We start from the raw sequence: 18,612 nt of genomic DNA, 5'->3' as shown, positions 1-18,612 counted from the left end.
TCACGTTTCGTCCGTAACCTGCGCAAGAGCGGCGGGCAAAGCCCGCCCTACGTGCTCGCTCTCGTAGGGCGGGCTCTGCCCGCCGCTCTTCCTGCACCAGCGAGACAAAACGCACAAGTCCGGCGGGCCCGCCCTACGGGGATGGGCTCAGCGCAGTGACAGGAAGTCCGCGCTGACGACGAAGCGCACGGCATCCAGGCGGACGCGCGATGAGGGGAGGGCGGCGAGCAGGGCGCTGCGTTCGTCAGTGACGGCGGTGATTTCGGCGTCGCTGATCGAGGGGTTCACGGCGCGCAGCGCCAACAGGCGCGAGAGTTCGGCATCGAGGGTTTCGGTGGCCAACGTCAGGGCCGAATCGATGCTGGCCTGGCTGTGGGTGCTGGCCAGTGCTTCGGTGCGGGCGAGCATCGGCGGCACCAGCTTGCCGAGGAACTTGCGGTAGCGCGCCACCTCGATGTTGCGGTCGCCGGCCTTGCGCAGCGCGGTCTCGCTTGGCGTGAAATCGACACGCTCGGAAAGCCTGGTGTCGACGGTGACGACGATCGGCATCGGCGGCAGGAAGCGTTCGGCGTCGAGCCGGCGGTCGGCGACGCATTCCAGCACGTATACCGCCTGCAGCAGGGCGGTGCGCGCCGGCAGCGCATCATCCACCATGAACGCAGCGTTGCCCAGTTCGCCGGACAAGGCCAGATCCAAGGCGCCAGCGACCAGCGGATGGTCGAGCCGGAGCAGCGGCAATTCCTCGCGCGCCAGGGCCACCTCGCGCGCGAACGTTACGGACTGCGGACCCTCGGCGAAGCCGGGCAGGGCATCGGTGGACAGGTATTGCGGATCGAGCAGCAGAACCTGGCCGCCGAGGTCCTCGACGTGGATGCCGAAGGCTTCGAGCAGGCGCTGGATGAAGGCGTCGCGGGCGGGATCGTTGTCGTCGCGCGCGAACGCCTGTGGCAGCTCGTCGGCGTGCAGGTCGCGGCTGGCCGCCAGTTCCAGCAGATGGTCGCGGCCACCACGGATCAATTCGGCCATCTGTTTGTGACTGGCCCGCGTTTCGGCCAGCAGGGCGTCCAGTTCCTGGTCGCGGTTGTCATCGCCGCGGGCGTGTTCGTCGGCCAGTTGGGCCAGCGGTTCACCGTAGCGACGCAGCAATTCGCGACCGTCCGCGGGGCTCATCTGGAACGCATTCACGCCCTGGTCGTACCAGCGTGCCAACACGTGTTGGGCGCTGTCGGTGACGGCCAGGATGTGGATGTGGATATCGTGCTTCTGGCCGATCCGGTCGAGTCGTCCGATACGCTGCTCCAGCAGGTCGGGGTCGAGCGGAAGATCCCACAGGATCAGCCGGTGGGCGAACTGGAAGTTGCGTCCTTCCGAGCCGATTTCCGAACACAGCAACAGCCGCGCGCCGTCCGGCTGGGCAAAGTACGCGGCGTTGCGGTCGCGCTGCACGATGCCCAGACCCTCGTGGAAACGTGCCACGCCAACGCCACTCCGGGTGCGCAGCACCTCTTCCAGCGCCAGCACCTTGGCCTGGCTGCGGCAGATCAGCAGGAACTTGTCCTGCGGATGCTTCTCGAGCAGATCGACCAGGGCGTCCACGCGCGGGTCGGCGCTGTAATCCACTTCGACCAGGGTCGCGGGTTGCTGGGTGTCGCCATGGAATTCGGCCAGCAGCGCCTGGCGCGTGCTTTCGTCCACATCATCGGCGTCGATCAGGTGCCATTCGGGCAGGCGCTTCGGAAAGCCGCCCACGCCGGCGCGGTTGTTGCGGAACATCGCGCGGCCGGTGCCGTGGCGGTCGATCAGCGCGGCGAGCAGCTCGCGCGCGTTGGCCGGTTTGGTTGAATCCGCCAGCTGCGCGGTGAGGGTCTCGTCGCCGTCGAACGCCTCGGCGAGGATGGCGCGCTGGCTGTCGTCCAGCGCCTCGCCGTCGAGCAGGCGGTCGGCGATCTTCGACAATGCCTGCCAGGTTTCTGCCTCGGCCAGATAGCCGTCCAGATCGTGATAGCGCTGCGGGTCGAGCAGGCGCAGGCGGGCGAAGTGACCGCTGCGGCCTAGCTGTTCCGGCGTGGCGGTGAGCAGGATCACGCCGGGGATCGCCTGGGCCAGTTGCTCGACCATGCGATAGCGCGGACTAGCCTCTTGCGGTGACCATGCCAGGTGATGCGCCTCGTCGACCACCAGCAGGTCCCACGGAGCGTCGAGCAGTTGCTGCGCGTGTTTCGGCGAATTTTCCAGGAAGCCGAAATCGGCGATCACCAGTTGCTCGTCTTCGAAGGGATTGACCGCCGCGTCATCGCCAGCCTGTTCGAGCGCCTCGCAGCGTTCCGCGTCGTAGATCGCAAAGCTGAGGTTGAAGCGGCGCAGCAGTTCGACGAACCATTGGTAGACCAGGGTGTCGGGCAGCAACAGCAGCACGCGCGAGGCGCGGCCGGTAGCCAGTTGGCGCGCGATGATCATGCCCGCCTCAATTGTTTTGCCCAGGCCGACTTCGTCGGCCAGCAGCACGCGTGGCGGCCGTCGCGCCGAGGCGATGCCGGCCACGCGCAGCTGGTGCGGTACCAGCCCGATCCGCGCGGCGGCCAAGCCCCACATCGGCGATCGGCGCGCTTCGGCGCGGCGGCGAAGCCCTTCCAGGCGCAGCTCGAACTGCGCCACCGAATCGGTGCGGCCACCGATCAGGCGGTCGTCGGCCTGGCTCACGCTTTGCTCGTCGTCGAGCTGGCCTTCCTCCAGTTCGCGACCTTCACCGCGGTAAATCAGCAGTTCGTCGCGGATTTCCACGCGTTCGACCAGGAAGGCGATGCCCTTGCCGGCGACGCGCTGTCCCGCGCGGAACTCGGCGCGCAGCAGCGGCGCCGAATCGATCGCGTACGGCCTGAGCACGCCGGCCTTGGCAAACAGCACCTGCACGCCGCGCCCTTCGACACGGAGCACGGTGCCGAGACCCAGTTCGGGCTCGGCGGAGGAGATCCAGCGTTGACCAGGAACAAACATTGCACAGCCAGTGACGTCGGGGACCGACAATTATCCGCTGTGGGGGGCGTCGATGGAACCGTTGTCTGGAGATTGCCGATTCAGGTTTCGGCCCACTGCCGCAGCAGGTTGTGATACACGCCGGTCAGTTGCAGCACGGCAGCGATATCGGCGCCGGTGCGGGAAAGCGTCTGGATCGAGGTATCCAGCTCGAACAGCAGGCGGCGCCGGCCATCGTCGCGGATCAGGCTTTGCACCCAGAAGAAGGATGCCAGCCGTGCGCCGCGGGTGACCGGGGCCACGCGATGCAGGCTGCTGGAAGGGTAGATGATCAAATCGCCGGCGGGCAGCTTCACCTCATGCTCGCCATAGGTGTCGCTGATGATCAGTTCGCCGCCGTCGTAGTCCTGTGGCTCGTTGAGGAACAGCGAGCAGGAGATGTCGCTGCGCAGCTGCACACCGTCGTCCGGCAAGGCCATCACCGCGCCATCGACGTGGAAGCCATACTGTCCGCCATCGGCGTAACGGTTGAAGCGCGGTGGTAGCATGCGTTGCGGCAGGGTTGCCGCGTGGTACAGCGGATGTCGTGCCAGCGCGGCCTGCACATGTTGGCCGAGTTGCCGCCGCAACGGCGAACCATCGGGCAGTTGCTGGTTGCGCTTGACCTGCGCCCCCTGCGTACCCACGGTTTCGCGGCCATCGGTCCAGTCCGCTGTCTCCAGCGCCGCGCGCATCTGCGCGACTTGTTCGGCATTCAGGACGTCAGGGATGTGAAGCAGCATGACTTTATTTTCGGGATTGGGGATTCGGGATTCGGGATTCGGGATGTGCAGGAGCCGCGCGTGCGGCGCGCGCCCCCTGCACGGTTTCGTCGGTCAGAAGCTGAAATTCGCGGTCAGCATCGCCGAGCGTGGTGCACCCGGGATGTAACGATAGCCGCTCTTGTTGATCGAGGCGACGTAGTTCTTGTCGAACAGGTTGTACACGTTCAATTGCAGCTCGACGTGCTTGTTCACCGGATAGCTGGCCATCGCGTCGACCACCCAGTACGAGTCGGTGTAGGTCGGCGTGCCGATTGCGCCATCGGTGCCGCGATGCAGTTTGCCCGCGTAGCGCGCACCACCGCCAATGGTGAGGTTGAAGGGCAGGCGGTAGGTGGTCCACGCGGTGAAGGCACTTTTCGGCGTATAGGCCAGCGCGCTGGATCCATCGGAGGTGACGGCACTGCCCTTGGTCACCTTGGTATCCATCACGGTGTAACCCGCGCTGACGGCCCAGTTGCGGCTGAGTCTGCCGACGGCGTTGATTTCCACGCCCTGCACACGCTTCTTGCCGACCTGATAATAGTTCGCCGGATCGGTCGGATCCTGCTCCAGCTGGTTGTTCACCGTGGTGCGATACAAGGCGCCGGTGAGCAGCAGCTTGTCGTCGAGCAGGTTCCACTTGGTACCGAATTCCACGGTGCGCGATTGCTGTGGATCGAGGTCCGGGTTGTCCAGGCTTCTGCTTGAACTGCTGAAAGTCAGCGTATTGCCGCCAGGCGGGTCCTGCGCCATGGCAAAGTTGGCGTAGATGCTGCCGTTGGCGCTGGGCTTGAACAAGATGCCGAGTTTGTAATTGGGCAAGTTGTCGGAGACGCGGGTGTTGATGTACGGCACGATGCTGCCGTCGGGCAACGTGCCGCAGGATGGCCCGCGGCGCCCGCCGCAGGCGGCGGTGCTGCTGTAGTCGGTGCGGTAGTGATCGAGCCGCGCGCCGGCATTGAGCTGCCAATGCTTGCCGAACTTCAGCGTGTCGAAGACGTAGGCTGCCACGGTGTTGGTCTTGCCGTTGGTGTAGGCGCCGGTGGGGCCATACACAAGACCGCTGACGTCGGCATCGGGACGATAGAGGTTGGCGGCCGGCCAGCTGCTGCCGTCGCCTGCCGCCATGCCGAGCGTCGTGGCCTTTTCCTGGGTCAGCTCGATGCCCGTGCTGAGGTTGTGGGTGACGGCGCCGGTCTCGAACTTTGCGGTCAGATTGGTCTGGTTGGTGACGATACGGTTCGCCTGGTGCTTGAAGTTCGGCAGGTTGCGCGTCACCGTCCAGGAGGTCGGATCGGTCGGGTCCGGGGTGAGCAGATTGGCTGCCGTCGCCGTGAACGAGGTCAACAGGTAATCCTGTCGCGTACGGCCCCAGCGCAGCGTGTCGTGCAACGCCAGGTTGTCGGAAAAATCGTGCTGGATGATGGCGGTGAACATGTCCGCCTGGACATCGTCATGGTCTTGCCGGGTGCCGTAGAAATTGTGCGGGTCCACTTTCGGAGCGTCGCCGACGAAGGGCCGAATCGGATCGGGGCTGCTGTAACCAGGCAGGCCGATCGTGGGGACGCCGCCGTCAGGGGTGTTGTCCTGCTTCACGTGCAGCAGGTCGAGGTAGACGCGCGTCGGCGTGCCCAGTCCGAAGGCCAGCGACGGTGCCACACCCCAGCGGTTGTTCTGCACGTGGTCGCGCCCGGCCAGACCGCTGTCTTGGCCCATCACGTTGAGCCGGAACGCGGTATTCTCGCCGATCGCCTGGTTCCAGTCGGCGGTGGCGCGCTTGTGCTGGCCGCTGCCGTAGGCGATCGAGCCGGATACGCCGTTGTCCAGCAAAGGCTGCTTGCTGACCATGTTGATCGCACCGGTGGGCGCGGTGCGGCCGTATTCGGTGCCGTCCGGGCCCTTGGTGATCTCGATCTGCTCGACGTTGAACACGTCGCGCGAGATCGAACCGAGGTCGCGCACGCCATCGACGAAGATGCTGCCGGAGCTGTCGAAACCACGCATGAAGATCGCGTCACCGGTGCTGGTGGAGCCGTTCTCGCCAGCGTAGAAGGTGCCCACACCGGGGCTGTTGCGCAGGGCCTCGGTCAAGGTGGTGGCGCCCTGCTGCTGGATCAGGTCGCGCCCGATGATGCTTACCGTCTGGGTGGTATCCAGCAGCGGCTGGGTGAATTTCGGCGAGGACAGCTGGTCGATGCGGTAGTCGGGGCCGGCGTAGCCGTCGACCTGGACGCGGGGCAAGCTTTTCGCTTGCGCGATCATGGCCTCGGTCGACGGCGAAGGTTCTGGCGCGTCCGCGCCGTGGACGGGCGAGGCCAGGGCGAGACTGCCGAGCAAGGCCGTGGTCAGCAAGCCGGGAACTAGTGATGGCGTGGCACGGCGGACGGGATGCTTCCGGCTCTTGATCGGACTCATGAAGGTTCCTCTGGATGAATGACTGGATGGGATTCGCTGGCACGCTTGCGCGGCGTCGACTCCCGCTGGCAGCAAGCCAGCGCGAATCGCGTGCGTCCGGCGGCAACGACCACGGCGGCGCACACGATATTGCCAATGAGAATGATTTGCAATAACTATGACGCAGGTCATGGCACCGGCCGGCGCTTCAGTCGCACGCGGAAAAGCAAACGGCCCTGCGCTTTCGCGCAGGGCCGTTTGCTTGCGTCGCCTCACTGATGCCGCATCGGACTCATCCCGACAGGAAGATCCGGGCGGCGTGCGGCATGGGTGTTACCAGATCTTCACCTGCTTGTCGGCTGGCCGGACCATGGCGTCGCCGGCTTTGCATTGAAACGCCTGGGCGAACGCCGGCATGTTGGACGGCGCACCGATGGCGCGGAACTTCATCGGCGAATGCGGATCGGCGTTCAAGTAGACCATCTGCGCCTTGTCGCGGATGCTGCCACGCCACACGCGTGCCCAGTTGAGGAAGAAACGCTGGTCCTCGGTATAGCCGTCGATCTTTTCCTTGGCTTCCGCCGGATGATTCTTCAGTGCAGTCTGCAGCGCGTCATAGGCGATGTTCAGGCCACCCAGATCGGCGATGTTCTCGCCCAGGGTCAGCTTGCCGTTGACGTGCAGGTCGGGGTGATCGGGCAGCGGAGCGTAGTTGTCGAACTGATCGACCAGTCGTTGTGCGCGTTCGTCGAACTGCTTCTTGTCCTCCGGCGTCCACCAGTTGTTCAGATTGCCGCTGCCGTCGAACTGGCTGCCCTGGTCGTCGAAGCCATGGCTGGCTTCGTGGCCGATCACCGCGCCGATGCCGCCGTAGTTGATGGCGTCGTCGCCATGCGCATAGAAGAACGGCGGCTGCAGGATCGCGGCCGGGAAGTTGATGGTGTTGTCGGTGGGGTTGTAATAGGCGTTGACCGTCTGCGGCGTCATGAACCACTCCTTGCGGTCCGTCGGCTGGCCGATCTTGGCGATGTCGTAGTCGTAGTCGAACTTTTGAGCCGCCTCCATGTTGGCGAAGTAGTTGTCCGGACTGATTTTCAGGCCGTCCCAGCTGCGCCACTTGTCGGGGTAGCCGATCTTGGGCAGGAACTTGTTCCACTTGTCGATCGCCTTGGCCTTGGTTTCGGCGCTCATCCAGTCCAGGTTCTCGATGCGGTGCTTCAGGGCGTCGCGCACGTTGGTGACCAGCTGCTCGGCGCGCTGCTTCGCGTCCGGCGGGAAATACTTGGCCACGTACAGCTGGCCCAGCGCCTGGCCCATCGCATCGTTGACCGAGCTCAGTGAACGTTTCCACTGCGGCTTCTGCTCGGGCTGGCCGCGCAGGGTCTTGTCGTAGAAATCGAAACGCGCATCGACGAACGGCTCGGACAGCGCGTCGGCGGCGCCGGAGATCGTGTGAGCCGCCAGGTAGGCCTTCCATTCGGCCAGCGGCGCGCTGGCCAGCAGCTTGTCCATCTCGGCGAAGAACTTGGGCTGCGACAGCGAGAAACCCTTGTCGATGGTGACGCCTTGCGCCTGGAAGAACTTGTTCCAGTCAAAATGCGGGGTGACCTTGTTGGCCTCGGCCACGGTCACGAAGTGGTACTGGTTTTCAGGCTTGCGCATCTCCACGCGGGGAATGGAATGCTTGGCCAACTCGGTTTCGAACTTCATCGCCAGGTCGGCCTTCTTCGCCGCTTCCTTGGCCGGGGTGCCGGTCAGTTCGAACAACTTGGCCAGGTATTTCACGTACTCGGCGCGGACGTCCTTGTATTTGGCGTCGGTGTAGTAGTCGGGTGTGGGCAAGCCCAGACCGCCCTGCACCGCATAGGCGATCTGCATCTTGGCGTTCTTGTAGTCGGCGCGAGCGCCAAAGCGGAACACGGCGCTGTCACCCCTGGTGAAGGACTGGTTCAGCCATGCCGGGATGTCCTTGTTCGACTTCAGCGCGTCGATCTTCGCCAGGTAGGGCTTGAGCGGCTCGAAACCGGCCTTGTTGCGGGCGTCCATGTTCATGCTGGAGCGGTACAGCCAGCCGATTTTCTGCTCGATCGAGCCGGGCGCCGCACTGTCGGCGTTCTTGTCCGCGGCGTCGACCAGTTCGTGCTGATCTTTCAGACTCTTTTCGCGCAGCAGGTTGAACGAACCCCACACGGTCTGGTCGGCCGGGATCGGGTTGGCGGCGATCCACTTGGCGTTGACGAACTGGTTGAAGTCCTGGCACGCCTGCTGGGACGTGCCCAGCTCGCTGACATCGAACACGCTGGGTGCCGGTGCCGGTGCCGCGGCCGTGCTCGAGGCGCTGGCCGTGCTGGCGCTGCTGGCGGGGGCAGCCGGGGTGTTGGCGGACTCCTGCTTGCCGCAGGCGGTCAGCGCCAACGCCACGCTGGCAGCGAGTACCAGCGGTTTCAAATAGGTTTTTGTCATGGCTCGAGTCTCCGGTGTGGGTTTGCCCGCAGGCGCTGCGTTGGATCCGTGCGGCCGCAGCAAGGCTCAAGGCTGCGGCAGCGCCGATCCACGCTAGGCCAAACGTCATGGGTCAGACAGTGTCAAAGGTCAGGGGCGGGGGTGCCGCGCGTGGACGCCATCGGCAGTGAAGCACGGGTGATGTTCTGCGGGTGCGAAGGGGGTTGCCTGGTCGCCCGGCGGCGCAAGAAAAGAGGCTCCGCATCTGCATGCGGAGCCTCGGGGCTTTCAGGTGAAAGCAGGTTGCGGGCTTACCAGATGTTTACCTGCTTGTCGGTTGGCCGCACCATCGGGTCGCCTGCCTTGCACTGGAACGCCTTGGCGAACGCCGGCATGTTCGACGGCGCGCCCATCGCGCGCAGCGAAGCCGGAGCGTGCGGATCGGTGTTCAGGCGCAACAAGGCCTGCTTCTCGCGGATGCTGCCGCGCCACACGCGCGCCCAGTTGAGGAAGAAGCGCTGGTCTTCGGTGTAGCCGTCGATCTTCTTGCCGGCTTCTTCGGGGTGCTGTTTCAGGGCTACCTGCAGCGCGTCATAGGCCACGTTGAGGCCACCCAGATCGGCGATGTTCTCGCCCAGGGTCAGCTGGCCGTTGACGTGCGCATCCGGCTTGTCCTTGATCGGCGTGTAATCGTTGAACTGCTGTACCAGCTTGGCGGTGCGTGCGTCGAACTTGGCACGATCGTCCTTGGTCCACCAGTTGACGTTGTTGCCGGCCCCATCGAACTGGCTGCCCTGGTCGTCGAAGCCGTGGCTGGCTTCGTGGCCGATCACCGCGCCGATACCGCCGTAGTTGATCGCGTCATCCGCCTTGGCATCGAAGAACGGCGGCTGCAGGATCGCGGCCGGGAAGTTGATCGTGTTGTCGGTGGGGTTGTAATACGCGTTGACCGTCTGCGGCGTCATGCCCCATTCCTTGCGGTCGGTGGGCGTGCCGATCTTGGCGATGTCGTAGTCGTAATTGAACTTCGAAGCCGCCTCGAGGTTGGCGTAGTAGTTGTCCGGAGTGATCTTCAGACCATCCCAGCTGCGCCACTTGTCGGGGTAGCCGATCTTGGGCAGGAAGGTGTCCCACTTGGCGATCGCCTTGGCCTTGGTCTCGGCGCTCATCCAGTCGAGGTTCTCGATGCGTGCCTTCAGCGCATTGCGCACGTTGGTGACCAGTTCCTCGGCGCGCTGCTTGGCTTCCGGGGTGAACTCCTGCTCCACGTAGAGTTCGCCCAGCGCCATGCCCATCGAGCCGTTGACCGCGCTCAGCACCTGCTTCCAGCGCGGCTTCTGCTCCGGCTGGCCGGACAGGGTCTTGCCGTAGAAGTCGAACTTGTTGTCGCGGAAGTTCTTGCTCAGCGCATTGGAGGCGTCATCGATGGTGTGGAAGCGCAGGTACGCCTGCCACTGGCTGACCGGCGCCTTGGCCAGCAGCTTGTCGAACTCGGCGAAGAACTTCGGTTGCGACAGCGAGAAGCCCTTGTCGATGGTCACGCCCTGGGCCTTGAAGAACTTCTCCCAGCTGAAATGCGGCGTGACCTTGTCGGCGTCCTTGATGCTGACGAAGTGGTACTGGTTTTCCGGCGTGCGCAGCTCGACCGGGGCCAGCGAGGCAGCGGCCAGCTTGGTTTCGAAGGCCATGACCTGATCGGCCTGCTGCTTCGCGTCGGCGGCAGGGACGCCGGTCAGCTCCAGCGTCTTGGCGATGTAGTCAAGGTAGGCCTTGCGCAGGTCCGCGTGCTTCGGGTCGGTGTAGTAATCCTTGGTCGGCAGGCCCAGGCCGGACTGGAAGGTGTAGCCGATCTGCGTTTCCGCGTGCTTGAAATCGGCGCCGGAGCCGAACTGGAACACCTGCATGTCGCCGCTGGCGAAGCTCTTGTTCAGATAGTCCCCCACGTCCTGGCTGTTCTTCAGCTTGGAGATCTCGGCCAGCTTGGGCTTGATCGGATCGAAGCCGGCCTTGTCGATGGCCGCTTCGTCCATGCCGGACTTGTACAGGAAGCCGATCTTCTGCTTGATGGAGCCATCAGCTGCCTGGTCGGCGTTTTTGGCCGCATTCTCGACGATGGTGTGCTGGGTCTTGAGGCTGTTCTCGGCGAGCTCGTCGAAGGCGCCCCAGCGGGTGCGATCGGCGGGGATCGGATTGGCGTCGACCCACTTGGCATTGACGAACTGGTTGAAGTCCTGGCACGCCTCGGTCGGCGCGCCCAGTTCGCTGACGTCGAAGATGCTCTTGCGGTTGTCTACCGCGGCGGTGGTGCTGGCGGTGGCAGGCGCGCTGCTGCTGGCGCTGGGTGCATTGTTCGCCGCGTCGGGCTTGCCGCAGGCCGTCAGCGCAAGGGCTACGCTGATCGCCAGTGCGATCGGCTTCAGATACTGCTTGGTCATGGATGTCCTTCTGGATGAGTGGGGTTGCCCGTCGGGCAGGTTGAAAAGCGGGATGGCCGCGCGCGTATGCTCCCCCGGTGGCGCGGACATGGCCGGTTACGCTAGGTCAATCGTCATGGGTCAGATAGTGTCAAAGGTCAGGGTAGCCAGGTGCTGGTTCCTGCGCGGATGCCGGGGGCGACCGGTTCCTCGGGAGGCTCACTCGTTGGCGTCGGTGCCGACGTGCCGCGCGATGGTCGATGGCGAGGCGGGCAGGAAGTCGGGTGCCACAGCGCCGCCGGAAATGATGAATGCCATGGCCTGGTCCATGGTCCAGTCGGTCGGGGTCAACTCATCGACCGGCACCAGCTCCAGATAGCCGCCGGTGGGATTGGGTGTGGTGGGGATATACACCGCCGCCATCTCGCGGCCGGTGCCTTCCTCGATCATTACCCGGGTGACGAAGCCGACCACCTTCATGCCACGGCGTGGAAAGTCGATCAGCACCACGCGTTGCAGGCCGCCGGGCTTGTTCTGCAGTGCGGCCATCAGCTTCTTGGTGCCACCATAAATGGTCTGCACCCACGGGATGCGGGCCAGCAGTGCGTCGAAGCCGTTGAGGAAGCGCTGGCCGATCACGCGAGTTGCCACAAACCCCAGCACGTACAGCGACACCAGCGTGATCAGCAGCGCAACGACGAAGGTCAGCCATTGCGCATTCAGCGCATCCGCCGTTCGCGGCGCGACCAGCGACAGGGCGCCGAGCAAGGCGGCAACCAGCGGTGCGCCGATTCCCGCCAGCACCCCCAGCACGAATTTGAACACCAGCCAGGTCACCCATAGCGGGATGAAGGTCAGCAGGCCGGTCAGCAGGTAGCGTTTGAGGCGCAGCGGTGGCATCGATCTATCCCTTGGTGCGGGTTTCACATTGTAAGTGGTGACGCCATGCCTGCAGTGATTCCGTGAACGGAATCGGCACGCGTCTGGCGGGGCATGAGACGTGCCCAAGATGGGCCGCCTTGGCAGTGATCGTCGGATTGGGCTAGCTTGCATGTTTTCACGGGGGGATTTCCATGAAGCGACTGCTTGGCGTGCTGCTGTTCGCGTTGCTTGTTGTGAGTGCGGTCCATGCGCAGGCGGTTGCGACGTCATCGCCACCTCCAGCGCCGGCGCAGACGACCCGGATGACTGAATCCGCTGCCCCGTTCAACGTCAACGCCGCCACCGAAGCCTACATGGCCGAGCTGACGCCGGCGCAGCGGGCCAACTCCGATGCGTATTTCGAAGGCGGTTACTGGCTGATCCTGTGGGATTTGCTGGTGGCGCTGGGCGTGGCCTGGTTGCTGCTGGGCACGAGGTTGTCCGCGCGCATGCGCAACCTCGCCGAGCGTGCGACCCGCCTGCGCTGGTTGCAGACAGCGATCTATGCCGTGCAGTACATCGTGCTGGTGACCCTGCTGACCCTGCCCTGGAACATCTACGAAGGCTACTTCCGCGAGCACCAGTACGGCCTGTCCAACATGACCTTCGGCAGCTGGCTGGGCGAACAGGCGACGGGATTGATGGTGGAATTGATCCTGGCCACGGCGGCGCTGGTGATCATTTATGCGGTTATTCGCAAGGCCACGCGCACGTGGTGGCTGTGGGGTGCCGGCGTGGCGATCGTGTTCGCGATGTTCACGGCCACCATCGCGCCCGTGTACATCGCACCGCTGTTCAATACTTACAAGTCACTGCCGGACACTCCGCTCAAGGCGGAGATCCTGTCGATGGCTCGCGCCAACGGCATTCCCGCGACCGATGTCTACTGGTTCGACGCCTCGCGCCAGAGCAAACGCATCAGTGCCAACGTCAGCGGCATGTTCGGCACTACCCGCATCAGCCTCAACGACAACCTGCTCAAGCGCGGGTCGCCGGAGGAGGTCAAGGCCGTGCTCGGTCACGAGATGGGGCACTACGTGCTCAACCACGTCTACAAGGGCATCGTCTTCTTCGGCGTCATCATCGTGATCGGCTTCGCTTTCGTGCGCTGGGGCTTCGGCTGGGCGGAACGGCGCTGGGGTGAGCGCTGGGGGCTGCGCGGGGTCGGTGATGTGGCCGGCTTGCCGCTGATCGTCGCCTTGTTCGCGATTTTCATGTTCGTGATGACGCCGGTGAACAACACCATCACCCGCAGCATGGAGGCCGAGGCCGATGCGTTCGGCCTGAATGCCGCGCGCCAGCCCGACGGCTTTGCCCAGGCGGCGGTGCAGCTTTCCGAATACCGCAAGATGCATCCCGGCCCGATCGAGGAATTTCTGTTCTTCGACCATCCCAGCGGGTGGCAGCGCATCCATCGCGCGATGGTATGGAAGGCCGAACACTTGAAAGATGCCGACGTGCGTCGCGGCGACGCGTTCGCGCCGCCGGGCGCGCACTGAGGCAGCCCATGCAACCAATGCGCGTAGCGGCAAGCTGCGCGCGTTGTCATTACCGTTCGGCGGGCTGCTTGCTCAGCATTTCACCCGTCCGCCGGCAAGCTGCGTGCAAGGTTGGTACACCGGTGGTGACGGCGGTGTCCAACGGCTGCCTGGGTCGCGATCGTGGCGGTACGGCCCGCGCCAGTACGGCGGAGGTATTCCGCCCCAGTAGGTGGGCGCGTACTCGGGCACCGGCTGGGACAATTCATCGCGGTACTGCTCGTTCTGCTGGCGCAGCGCGTCGTTTTCCGCTTCCAGTCGGTTGCGGTCGGCGATCTGGTCCTGCATGGCTTGCTGTTGCGCTTGGTACTCGCGTTGCTGCGCGGCGAGGGCCTCCTCATGCTGACGTTGGGCCTTTTCTTCCTGCGCTTGTCGATACGCCGCCAGGCGCGCCTCGTAGAGCGCGTCGAGGTGGCGGGCGTCGGCATACTGTTTGGCCAGCTTGTCCTGGCCCAGGCGCAGGTAGCGATCGATCACCTCGCTGTCGTCGGCCTTGTGCAGCAATTCACCGTTGCCGGCGGGGCAGGGGTGATCCGTGTAGGCAACGGTGCCGCCCGGCTGCGGGCATTTGTAGATGTTCTGCGCAGAGGCAGCCGGTGCGAGCAGCCACAGCGCGATGGCAACACCCGGAAGAAGCAATCCGTAAGTCGAGGCTTTCATGGCAGCATTCACTCTGCATCAGCGTGGCTTAACATCGCGTGGATGAAAGCTTGCGCGTCGCGCAGGCCGGTGTCCAGCCGTTGGCGGCGCGTTCACTCCTTGCCGGGGATTTGCAACCCGCGTGCCACTGCCGGTCGCGCCAACGCGCGCTCCAGCCATGCGGGGACGTGTTTCAGGTGATCGTATTCCACCAGCTCGCGTGCCTCGTAGAAGGTAATCAGGTTGTCTACCCAGCCGAGCGTGGCGATGTCGGCAATGCTGTAGTCATCGCCCATGATCCAGTGGCGGCCGGCGAGGCGATCGTCGAGCACGTGAAGCAGCCGTTTCGATTCGTTGACGTAGCGTTCGAGCGGGCGCTTGTCGGTGAGCTCCTTGCCGGCGAACTTGTTGAAGTAGCCAAGCTGTCCGAACATCGGGCCGATCGAGGCCATCTGGAAGAACACCCACTGGATGCACTCCCAGCGCTGCGCTGGCTCGGTCGGGATGAAGCGGCCGCTCTTGTCGGCCAGGTACAGCAGGATCGCGCCCGACTCGAACAAGGCCATCGGCTCACCACCCGGACCGGTCGGATCGATGATCGCGGGAATCTTGCCGTTGGGGTTGAGCGACAGGAACTCCGGTGTATGGCTTTCGTCGGCCGTGATGTCGACCAGGTGCGGCTCATACGGCAAGCCGGTTTCCTCCAGCATGATCGATACCTTCACGCCGTTCGGCGTGTTCAGCGAATACAGCTGGATGCGGTCGGGATGTTGCGCGGGCCAGCGCGTGGTGATGGGGAATCGCGACAGGTTTGGCAAACTCGTTCTCTCCGTCATTGAACATGCGTGGTGCATGGAGCGCATGGACCAGCAAGGGGGAATGCGAGCTTATCGGAACAGCCGTGAAGTGTTTTCAATTCGTCGCATGCATGCGCTTGATGCGTACCGTGCTGCCGCCCTTGAAGGTGACGACGAAGGTCGCGCCGTCATGCTTTTGCGACTGCACCGGAATCGGGGCCGCGGTTCTGGCAGCTTGCAGTGCATGCCGGTTTTCGGCGGCCAGCAGTCCCACCGGAATCAGGGTCAGTGGCGGGCTGATCGCCTGGAAGTTGTTGAAGCGGCTGCCGCACAGTCGGCAGCTCATCCCCGCGCCCAGCCACGGCAGTTGCTTGAGCCAGATGAAGTATTTGTTCTCGTGCTTGATCCAGATCCGGTTTTCGCTGTTGGCGACCGTTCCGGTCGCACCACCGGCGTTCCACACGCGCACGACGTGGGCCTCGCTGCAATCGGCGCGGGCGCACTCCTGCAACACCAGGTACTCATCGTCCGCAAGCTGGATCGGCTGGATGCTGAGGATGTCGTCCTTGACCAGCGCCTGCGCCGGGAACACCACGAATGGCATGCGTGAGTCGACCTTGAAATCGCCGGAAATCAGGTAGCCGCGGTGCGTCCTGCTGTAGGGGGCGGTGACCGTGACTTCGGGCAGGTTGGTTTGTGGCAGCGTCGGATCAGTCTGTGCCAGCGCTGGACAAACCAGCAGGCACAGGCACCATCCGATGACGACAGGAACGATCCATGGCTTGTTCATGGCGTCTCCTCTTGATCCATCGCGTCGGTGCAGGGCTTCTTCGCCGCAGGATACGCCGACCAAGATTTTGTTTCAGGAGGATGCCGCGGGTGCTTCCAACGCAGGCTGCGCGCCGGCATGGCGCCAGGCACGCAGGCCGATGACTGCCAGCACGACGAAGCCTGCATAAAGCACGGACGTGATCAGCAGGTGCTTGTAGATGTATTCGCCGACATAGATCACGTCGACCGCAATCCACAGCCACCACGCCGCGATGTGGCGGCGGCCCTGCCACCATTGCGCGACCAGGCTGAAGGCGGTCAGCGCCGCGTCCAGCCAGGGCAGCGCGGCATCGGTCCAGCGATGCATGGAGTAGCCGAGCAGCAGCGCCGCCAGCGCGCCGATCGCCACGTGGCCGATCGCCTGCATGCGCGGCAGCGGCGCAACCTGGACGCGGCCATCGTCACCCATATGCTGCAGCCAGCGACGCCAGCCGTAGATGATCAGGCCGGCGAAGGCCAACTGCAGCAAGGCATCGGAATACAACTTCGCGTCGATGAAGATCCCGCTGTAGACAAGCACCGACACCAACCCGACCGGCCAGCACCATGGTCGCCGTTTGGCCGTGAGCCATACGGCCCAGGCGCTGATCAGGGCGCCGATGAGTTCGATCCAGGCCATCAGAAGGCGTAGCTCAGTGACAGGCGGGCCAGTCGTGGTGCGCCGGGGAACAGGTAGCTGTCGCCACCGGTGGTGCCCGTGTCGCGCCAGTAGAAGCGGTTGAACACATTGTCCACCGACAGCCGCCAGGTCAGCGCATGATTGTTCCACGTCGTGGCATAGCGCAGCCCGGCATCGAACACGTGGTAGGCCGGCACGCGAACCGCGCCATCCGGCGTGGCGACGTTGGAAGAGGCGTAGCGCCAGCCGCCGAGCAGGCTCAGCTTTGGCGCGAACGGCAGCCGGTAGTCGGCATGCAAGGCGCTGCGGAAGCGTGGCACGTTGACGACTTGATGGCCTTCGTACGACGGCGTGCCTGTGTTCTCGGCGCGCGCCTGGATGACGTTGGCACTGGCGACGATCCGCAGGTTGTCGCCGAGTTTGCCGTGTGCGCCAAGCTCGAGACCGCTGTGCACTTCTTGTCCGCGTTGAATGAAGGTGAAGCCTTCGGGCGTGCTGTCCGGTTGGGCGAACTGGTAGGGCTGGTGGATGCGATAGACCGCACCGGTGAGATCCAGCGCATCGCTGACCTGGACCTTGAGTCCGGCCTCTACCTGACGCGAGAGCCGCGGACCCAGCAGAGTGCCGCCGTTGCTGGTCCAGTAGGGCGCTTCGATGCCCAGCGAAAGCCCTTCGCTGTAACTCAGGTAGACGGTGGTCGGCGCATTCGGCTGCCACAGCACGGCAGCCTGTGGCAGCGCCTTGCTCAGTCGGGTATCGCGCTCCGGCGCACCGGTGTCGTCGTAGCTGCGTTCGTGCAGGTGCACCAGGCGCTCGCCGGCGATCAGCTGCCAGTGGTCGCCGAGGTGGACGCGATCGAGTGCGAACAGCGGATGCTGCCAACTGGTCAGTCGACGCACGGAGATGCCGGGCTGGTTGGGCGACGGCGCGAAATAGGGCGGATCGACCTGGTCGATATTGCCGGTGCCAACGTAGTCGTACACGTAGGCACGGCGGTCGATGGTGCGGCGGAATGCGCTGGCGCCGATGCTCAGCTCATGGCTCAGCGCACCGGTGTACAGGTGGCCTTCGAGGACGGCGCGCGCCTCGTCGCTGACCCGGGTGTCGTCGGGGCTGCGGAAATCGTAGATGTCGTAGTCGCCATTCGGCGCAAAGAACCAGCCGGGCGTGGTGCCGTCGGCGCAGTCGCTGGAGTAGAAGCAGCCATAGGCGAAGGCCACGTTGTCGTCGATCACGCTGCGGCTGTGGCCACCGGCCAGGCGCAGGCGCCAGTCGTCGCTCAGCGTGTAGTCGAAGCGCAGGCTGCTGTTGGACGAGTCGATGCCAACCGGCTGTTGCCACGGTTCGAAGCCGAGCATGCGCGAAGCATCTGCATGTTCCGGAATGGTGGTGCCGCCGAGCAGCTGGTAGCCGGATACCGAACGCTGGCCGCTGGTCTGGTAGTCGCTGTCCAGCTCCAGCGTGGCCTTGTCGCTGACTTTCCAGTCGGCTGCCAGAGACAGCATGCTGCGCCGGCCATCGGCGTGGCGCACATAGGAGTGGATGTCCTCGTGTGCCGCATTCACGCGCAGTCCGAATGTCGGCGTGAGCCAGCCACCGATGTCCAGCGCGCCGTAGCGCGAGCCGTGCGAATCGGTGCCCAGGGTCACGGTGCGTACATCGGCCGGCCGCTTGCTGACGTAGTTGACCACGCCGCCCGGCGCCATCACGCCGGCCTCGATCCCGGCCAGACCTTTGAGGATTTCCACGCGCTGGCGATCTTCCAGCGGAATCTTCTGCTCGCCGGTGATGTTCAGATTGTTGCCGCGGAAACCGGTGGCCGGGTCCAGCGGATAGCCGCGGATCGAGATGTCCTGGTAGTAGCCGACCGGCGCGTAGTTGTCGCCCAGTGAGGCGTCCTCGCGCGCCAGTTCGCTCAGCGTGCGGACCTGGCGATCGTCCAGCTGTTCACGTGTGACCACCGTGACCGAGGCCGGGGTGTCGTGCAGCGAAGCATTGCCGTAGCTGTCGATCCCGCTGTTGCGCTTTTCCGGGGCGCGGGCCTCCACATGCACGGGGCTGAGGTCGGTGGCCTGCGGTGCACCGGTCGATTCGGCCAGCGCGGTGGCGTCGGGTTTCGCGTCAGCGGCATGGGCGGCATGGGTCAGGCCGAACGTGGCCAGCAGGGCAAGTACAAGGGGGGAGCGTGTCATCGTCGTCGCCTTCGGGGTTGCAGACGAAGCGACGGCAAGCCGACACGCC

Annotated in this window: 12 protein-coding genes; 1 reads left to right on the top strand and 11 read right to left on the bottom strand. The window is 64.5% G+C overall.

Annotated elements, in window-relative coordinates:
• Window positions 1-147 precede the first annotated feature (147 nt).
• The 6 genes from rapA to AC0L58_RS11120 all read right to left on the bottom strand — a co-directional run bounded on the left by rapA (window position 148) and on the right by AC0L58_RS11120 (window position 11,926).
• Window positions 148-2,994: an RNA polymerase-associated protein RapA gene (gene rapA / locus AC0L58_RS11145; RefSeq protein ID WP_473683367.1), complete on the bottom strand. Its 2,847-nt coding sequence runs from the start codon at window positions 2,992-2,994 to the stop codon at window positions 148-150.
• An 80-nt stretch (window positions 2,995-3,074) separates the two neighbouring features.
• A complete protein-coding gene (locus tag AC0L58_RS11140; RefSeq protein WP_473683365.1) occupies window positions 3,075-3,755 on the bottom strand; it encodes a Fe2+-dependent dioxygenase in 681 nt (226 codons plus the stop codon).
• Between the two features lie 93 nt (window positions 3,756-3,848).
• Complete coding sequence (locus tag AC0L58_RS11135; protein ID WP_473683363.1) at window positions 3,849-6,191, bottom strand: catecholate siderophore receptor Fiu; 2,343 nt, start codon at window positions 6,189-6,191, stop codon at window positions 3,849-3,851.
• 312 nt (window positions 6,192-6,503) lie between these two features.
• Entirely contained in the window at window positions 6,504-8,633 is a 2,130-nt protein-coding gene (locus AC0L58_RS11130) for a M13 family metallopeptidase (RefSeq protein ID WP_473683361.1), read from the bottom strand.
• Between the two features lie 290 nt (window positions 8,634-8,923).
• A complete protein-coding gene (locus AC0L58_RS11125; protein ID WP_473683359.1) occupies window positions 8,924-11,047 on the bottom strand; it encodes a M13 family metallopeptidase in 2,124 nt (707 codons plus the stop codon).
• 198 nt (window positions 11,048-11,245) lie between these two features.
• Window positions 11,246-11,926: a DUF502 domain-containing protein gene (locus tag AC0L58_RS11120; RefSeq protein WP_473683357.1), complete on the bottom strand. Its 681-nt coding sequence runs from the start codon at window positions 11,924-11,926 to the stop codon at window positions 11,246-11,248.
• 173 nt (window positions 11,927-12,099) lie between these two features.
• Between AC0L58_RS11120 and AC0L58_RS11115 the strand changes: the two genes are divergently transcribed.
• Window positions 12,100-13,446: a M48 family metallopeptidase gene (locus AC0L58_RS11115; RefSeq protein WP_473683355.1), complete on the top strand. Its 1,347-nt coding sequence runs from the start codon at window positions 12,100-12,102 to the stop codon at window positions 13,444-13,446.
• Between the two features lie 72 nt (window positions 13,447-13,518).
• Here AC0L58_RS11115 and AC0L58_RS11110 read toward each other — a convergent pair whose 3' ends face one another.
• The 5 genes from AC0L58_RS11110 to AC0L58_RS11090 form a co-directional block, all read right to left on the bottom strand.
• The gene (locus AC0L58_RS11110; protein ID WP_473683353.1) at window positions 13,519-14,145 is read right to left on the bottom strand and encodes a DUF4124 domain-containing protein; all 627 of its coding nucleotides are present in this window, start codon (window positions 14,143-14,145) and stop codon (window positions 13,519-13,521) included.
• 92 nt (window positions 14,146-14,237) lie between these two features.
• Window positions 14,238-14,960, bottom strand: coding sequence for a glutathione S-transferase N-terminal domain-containing protein (locus AC0L58_RS11105; RefSeq protein ID WP_473683351.1), 723 nt, complete (start codon window positions 14,958-14,960; stop codon window positions 14,238-14,240).
• Between the two features lie 76 nt (window positions 14,961-15,036).
• Entirely contained in the window at window positions 15,037-15,711 is a 675-nt protein-coding gene (locus AC0L58_RS11100) for a hypothetical protein (RefSeq protein WP_473683349.1), read from the bottom strand.
• A gap of 72 nt (window positions 15,712-15,783) precedes the next feature.
• Window positions 15,784-16,371, bottom strand: coding sequence for a nicotinamide riboside transporter PnuC (gene pnuC, locus AC0L58_RS11095; protein WP_473683348.1), 588 nt, complete (start codon window positions 16,369-16,371; stop codon window positions 15,784-15,786).
• Window positions 16,371-18,563 carry a TonB-dependent siderophore receptor gene (locus AC0L58_RS11090; RefSeq protein WP_473683346.1) on the bottom strand — a complete coding sequence of 731 codons (2,193 nt, stop codon included), beginning with the start codon at window positions 18,561-18,563 and terminating at the stop codon, window positions 16,371-16,373. The genes pnuC and AC0L58_RS11090 overlap by 1 nt, the downstream gene beginning before the upstream one ends.
• Window positions 18,564-18,612: the final 49 nt, after the last annotated feature.

The organism is Rhodanobacter sp. G2-10, assembly GCF_055809185.1.
Note: the sequence above shows the minus strand (reverse complement) of the source record. Positions and strands in the feature narration are given on the sequence as shown.

What these genes read in the sequence shown, in the direction of transcription:
- rapA (WP_473683367.1), bottom strand. Translation starts at nt 2,994, where the DNA reads ATGTTTGTTCCTGGTCAACGCTGGATCTCCTCCGCCGAGCCCGAACTG.
- AC0L58_RS11140 (WP_473683365.1), bottom strand. Translation starts at nt 3,755, where the DNA reads ATGCTGCTTCACATCCCTGACGTCCTGAATGCCGAACAAGTCGCGCAG.
- AC0L58_RS11135 (WP_473683363.1), bottom strand. Translation starts at nt 6,191, where the DNA reads ATGAGTCCGATCAAGAGCCGGAAGCATCCCGTCCGCCGTGCCACGCCA.
- AC0L58_RS11130 (WP_473683361.1), bottom strand. Translation starts at nt 8,633, where the DNA reads ATGACAAAAACCTATTTGAAACCGCTGGTACTCGCTGCCAGCGTGGCG.
- AC0L58_RS11125 (WP_473683359.1), bottom strand. Translation starts at nt 11,047, where the DNA reads ATGACCAAGCAGTATCTGAAGCCGATCGCACTGGCGATCAGCGTAGCC.
- AC0L58_RS11120 (WP_473683357.1), bottom strand. Translation starts at nt 11,926, where the DNA reads ATGCCACCGCTGCGCCTCAAACGCTACCTGCTGACCGGCCTGCTGACC.
- AC0L58_RS11115 (WP_473683355.1), top strand. Translation starts at nt 12,100, where the DNA reads ATGAAGCGACTGCTTGGCGTGCTGCTGTTCGCGTTGCTTGTTGTGAGT.
- AC0L58_RS11110 (WP_473683353.1), bottom strand. Translation starts at nt 14,145, where the DNA reads ATGAAAGCCTCGACTTACGGATTGCTTCTTCCGGGTGTTGCCATCGCG.
- AC0L58_RS11105 (WP_473683351.1), bottom strand. Translation starts at nt 14,960, where the DNA reads ATGACGGAGAGAACGAGTTTGCCAAACCTGTCGCGATTCCCCATCACC.
- AC0L58_RS11100 (WP_473683349.1), bottom strand. Translation starts at nt 15,711, where the DNA reads ATGAACAAGCCATGGATCGTTCCTGTCGTCATCGGATGGTGCCTGTGC.
- pnuC (WP_473683348.1), bottom strand. Translation starts at nt 16,371, where the DNA reads ATGGCCTGGATCGAACTCATCGGCGCCCTGATCAGCGCCTGGGCCGTA.
- AC0L58_RS11090 (WP_473683346.1), bottom strand. Translation starts at nt 18,563, where the DNA reads ATGACACGCTCCCCCCTTGTACTTGCCCTGCTGGCCACGTTCGGCCTG.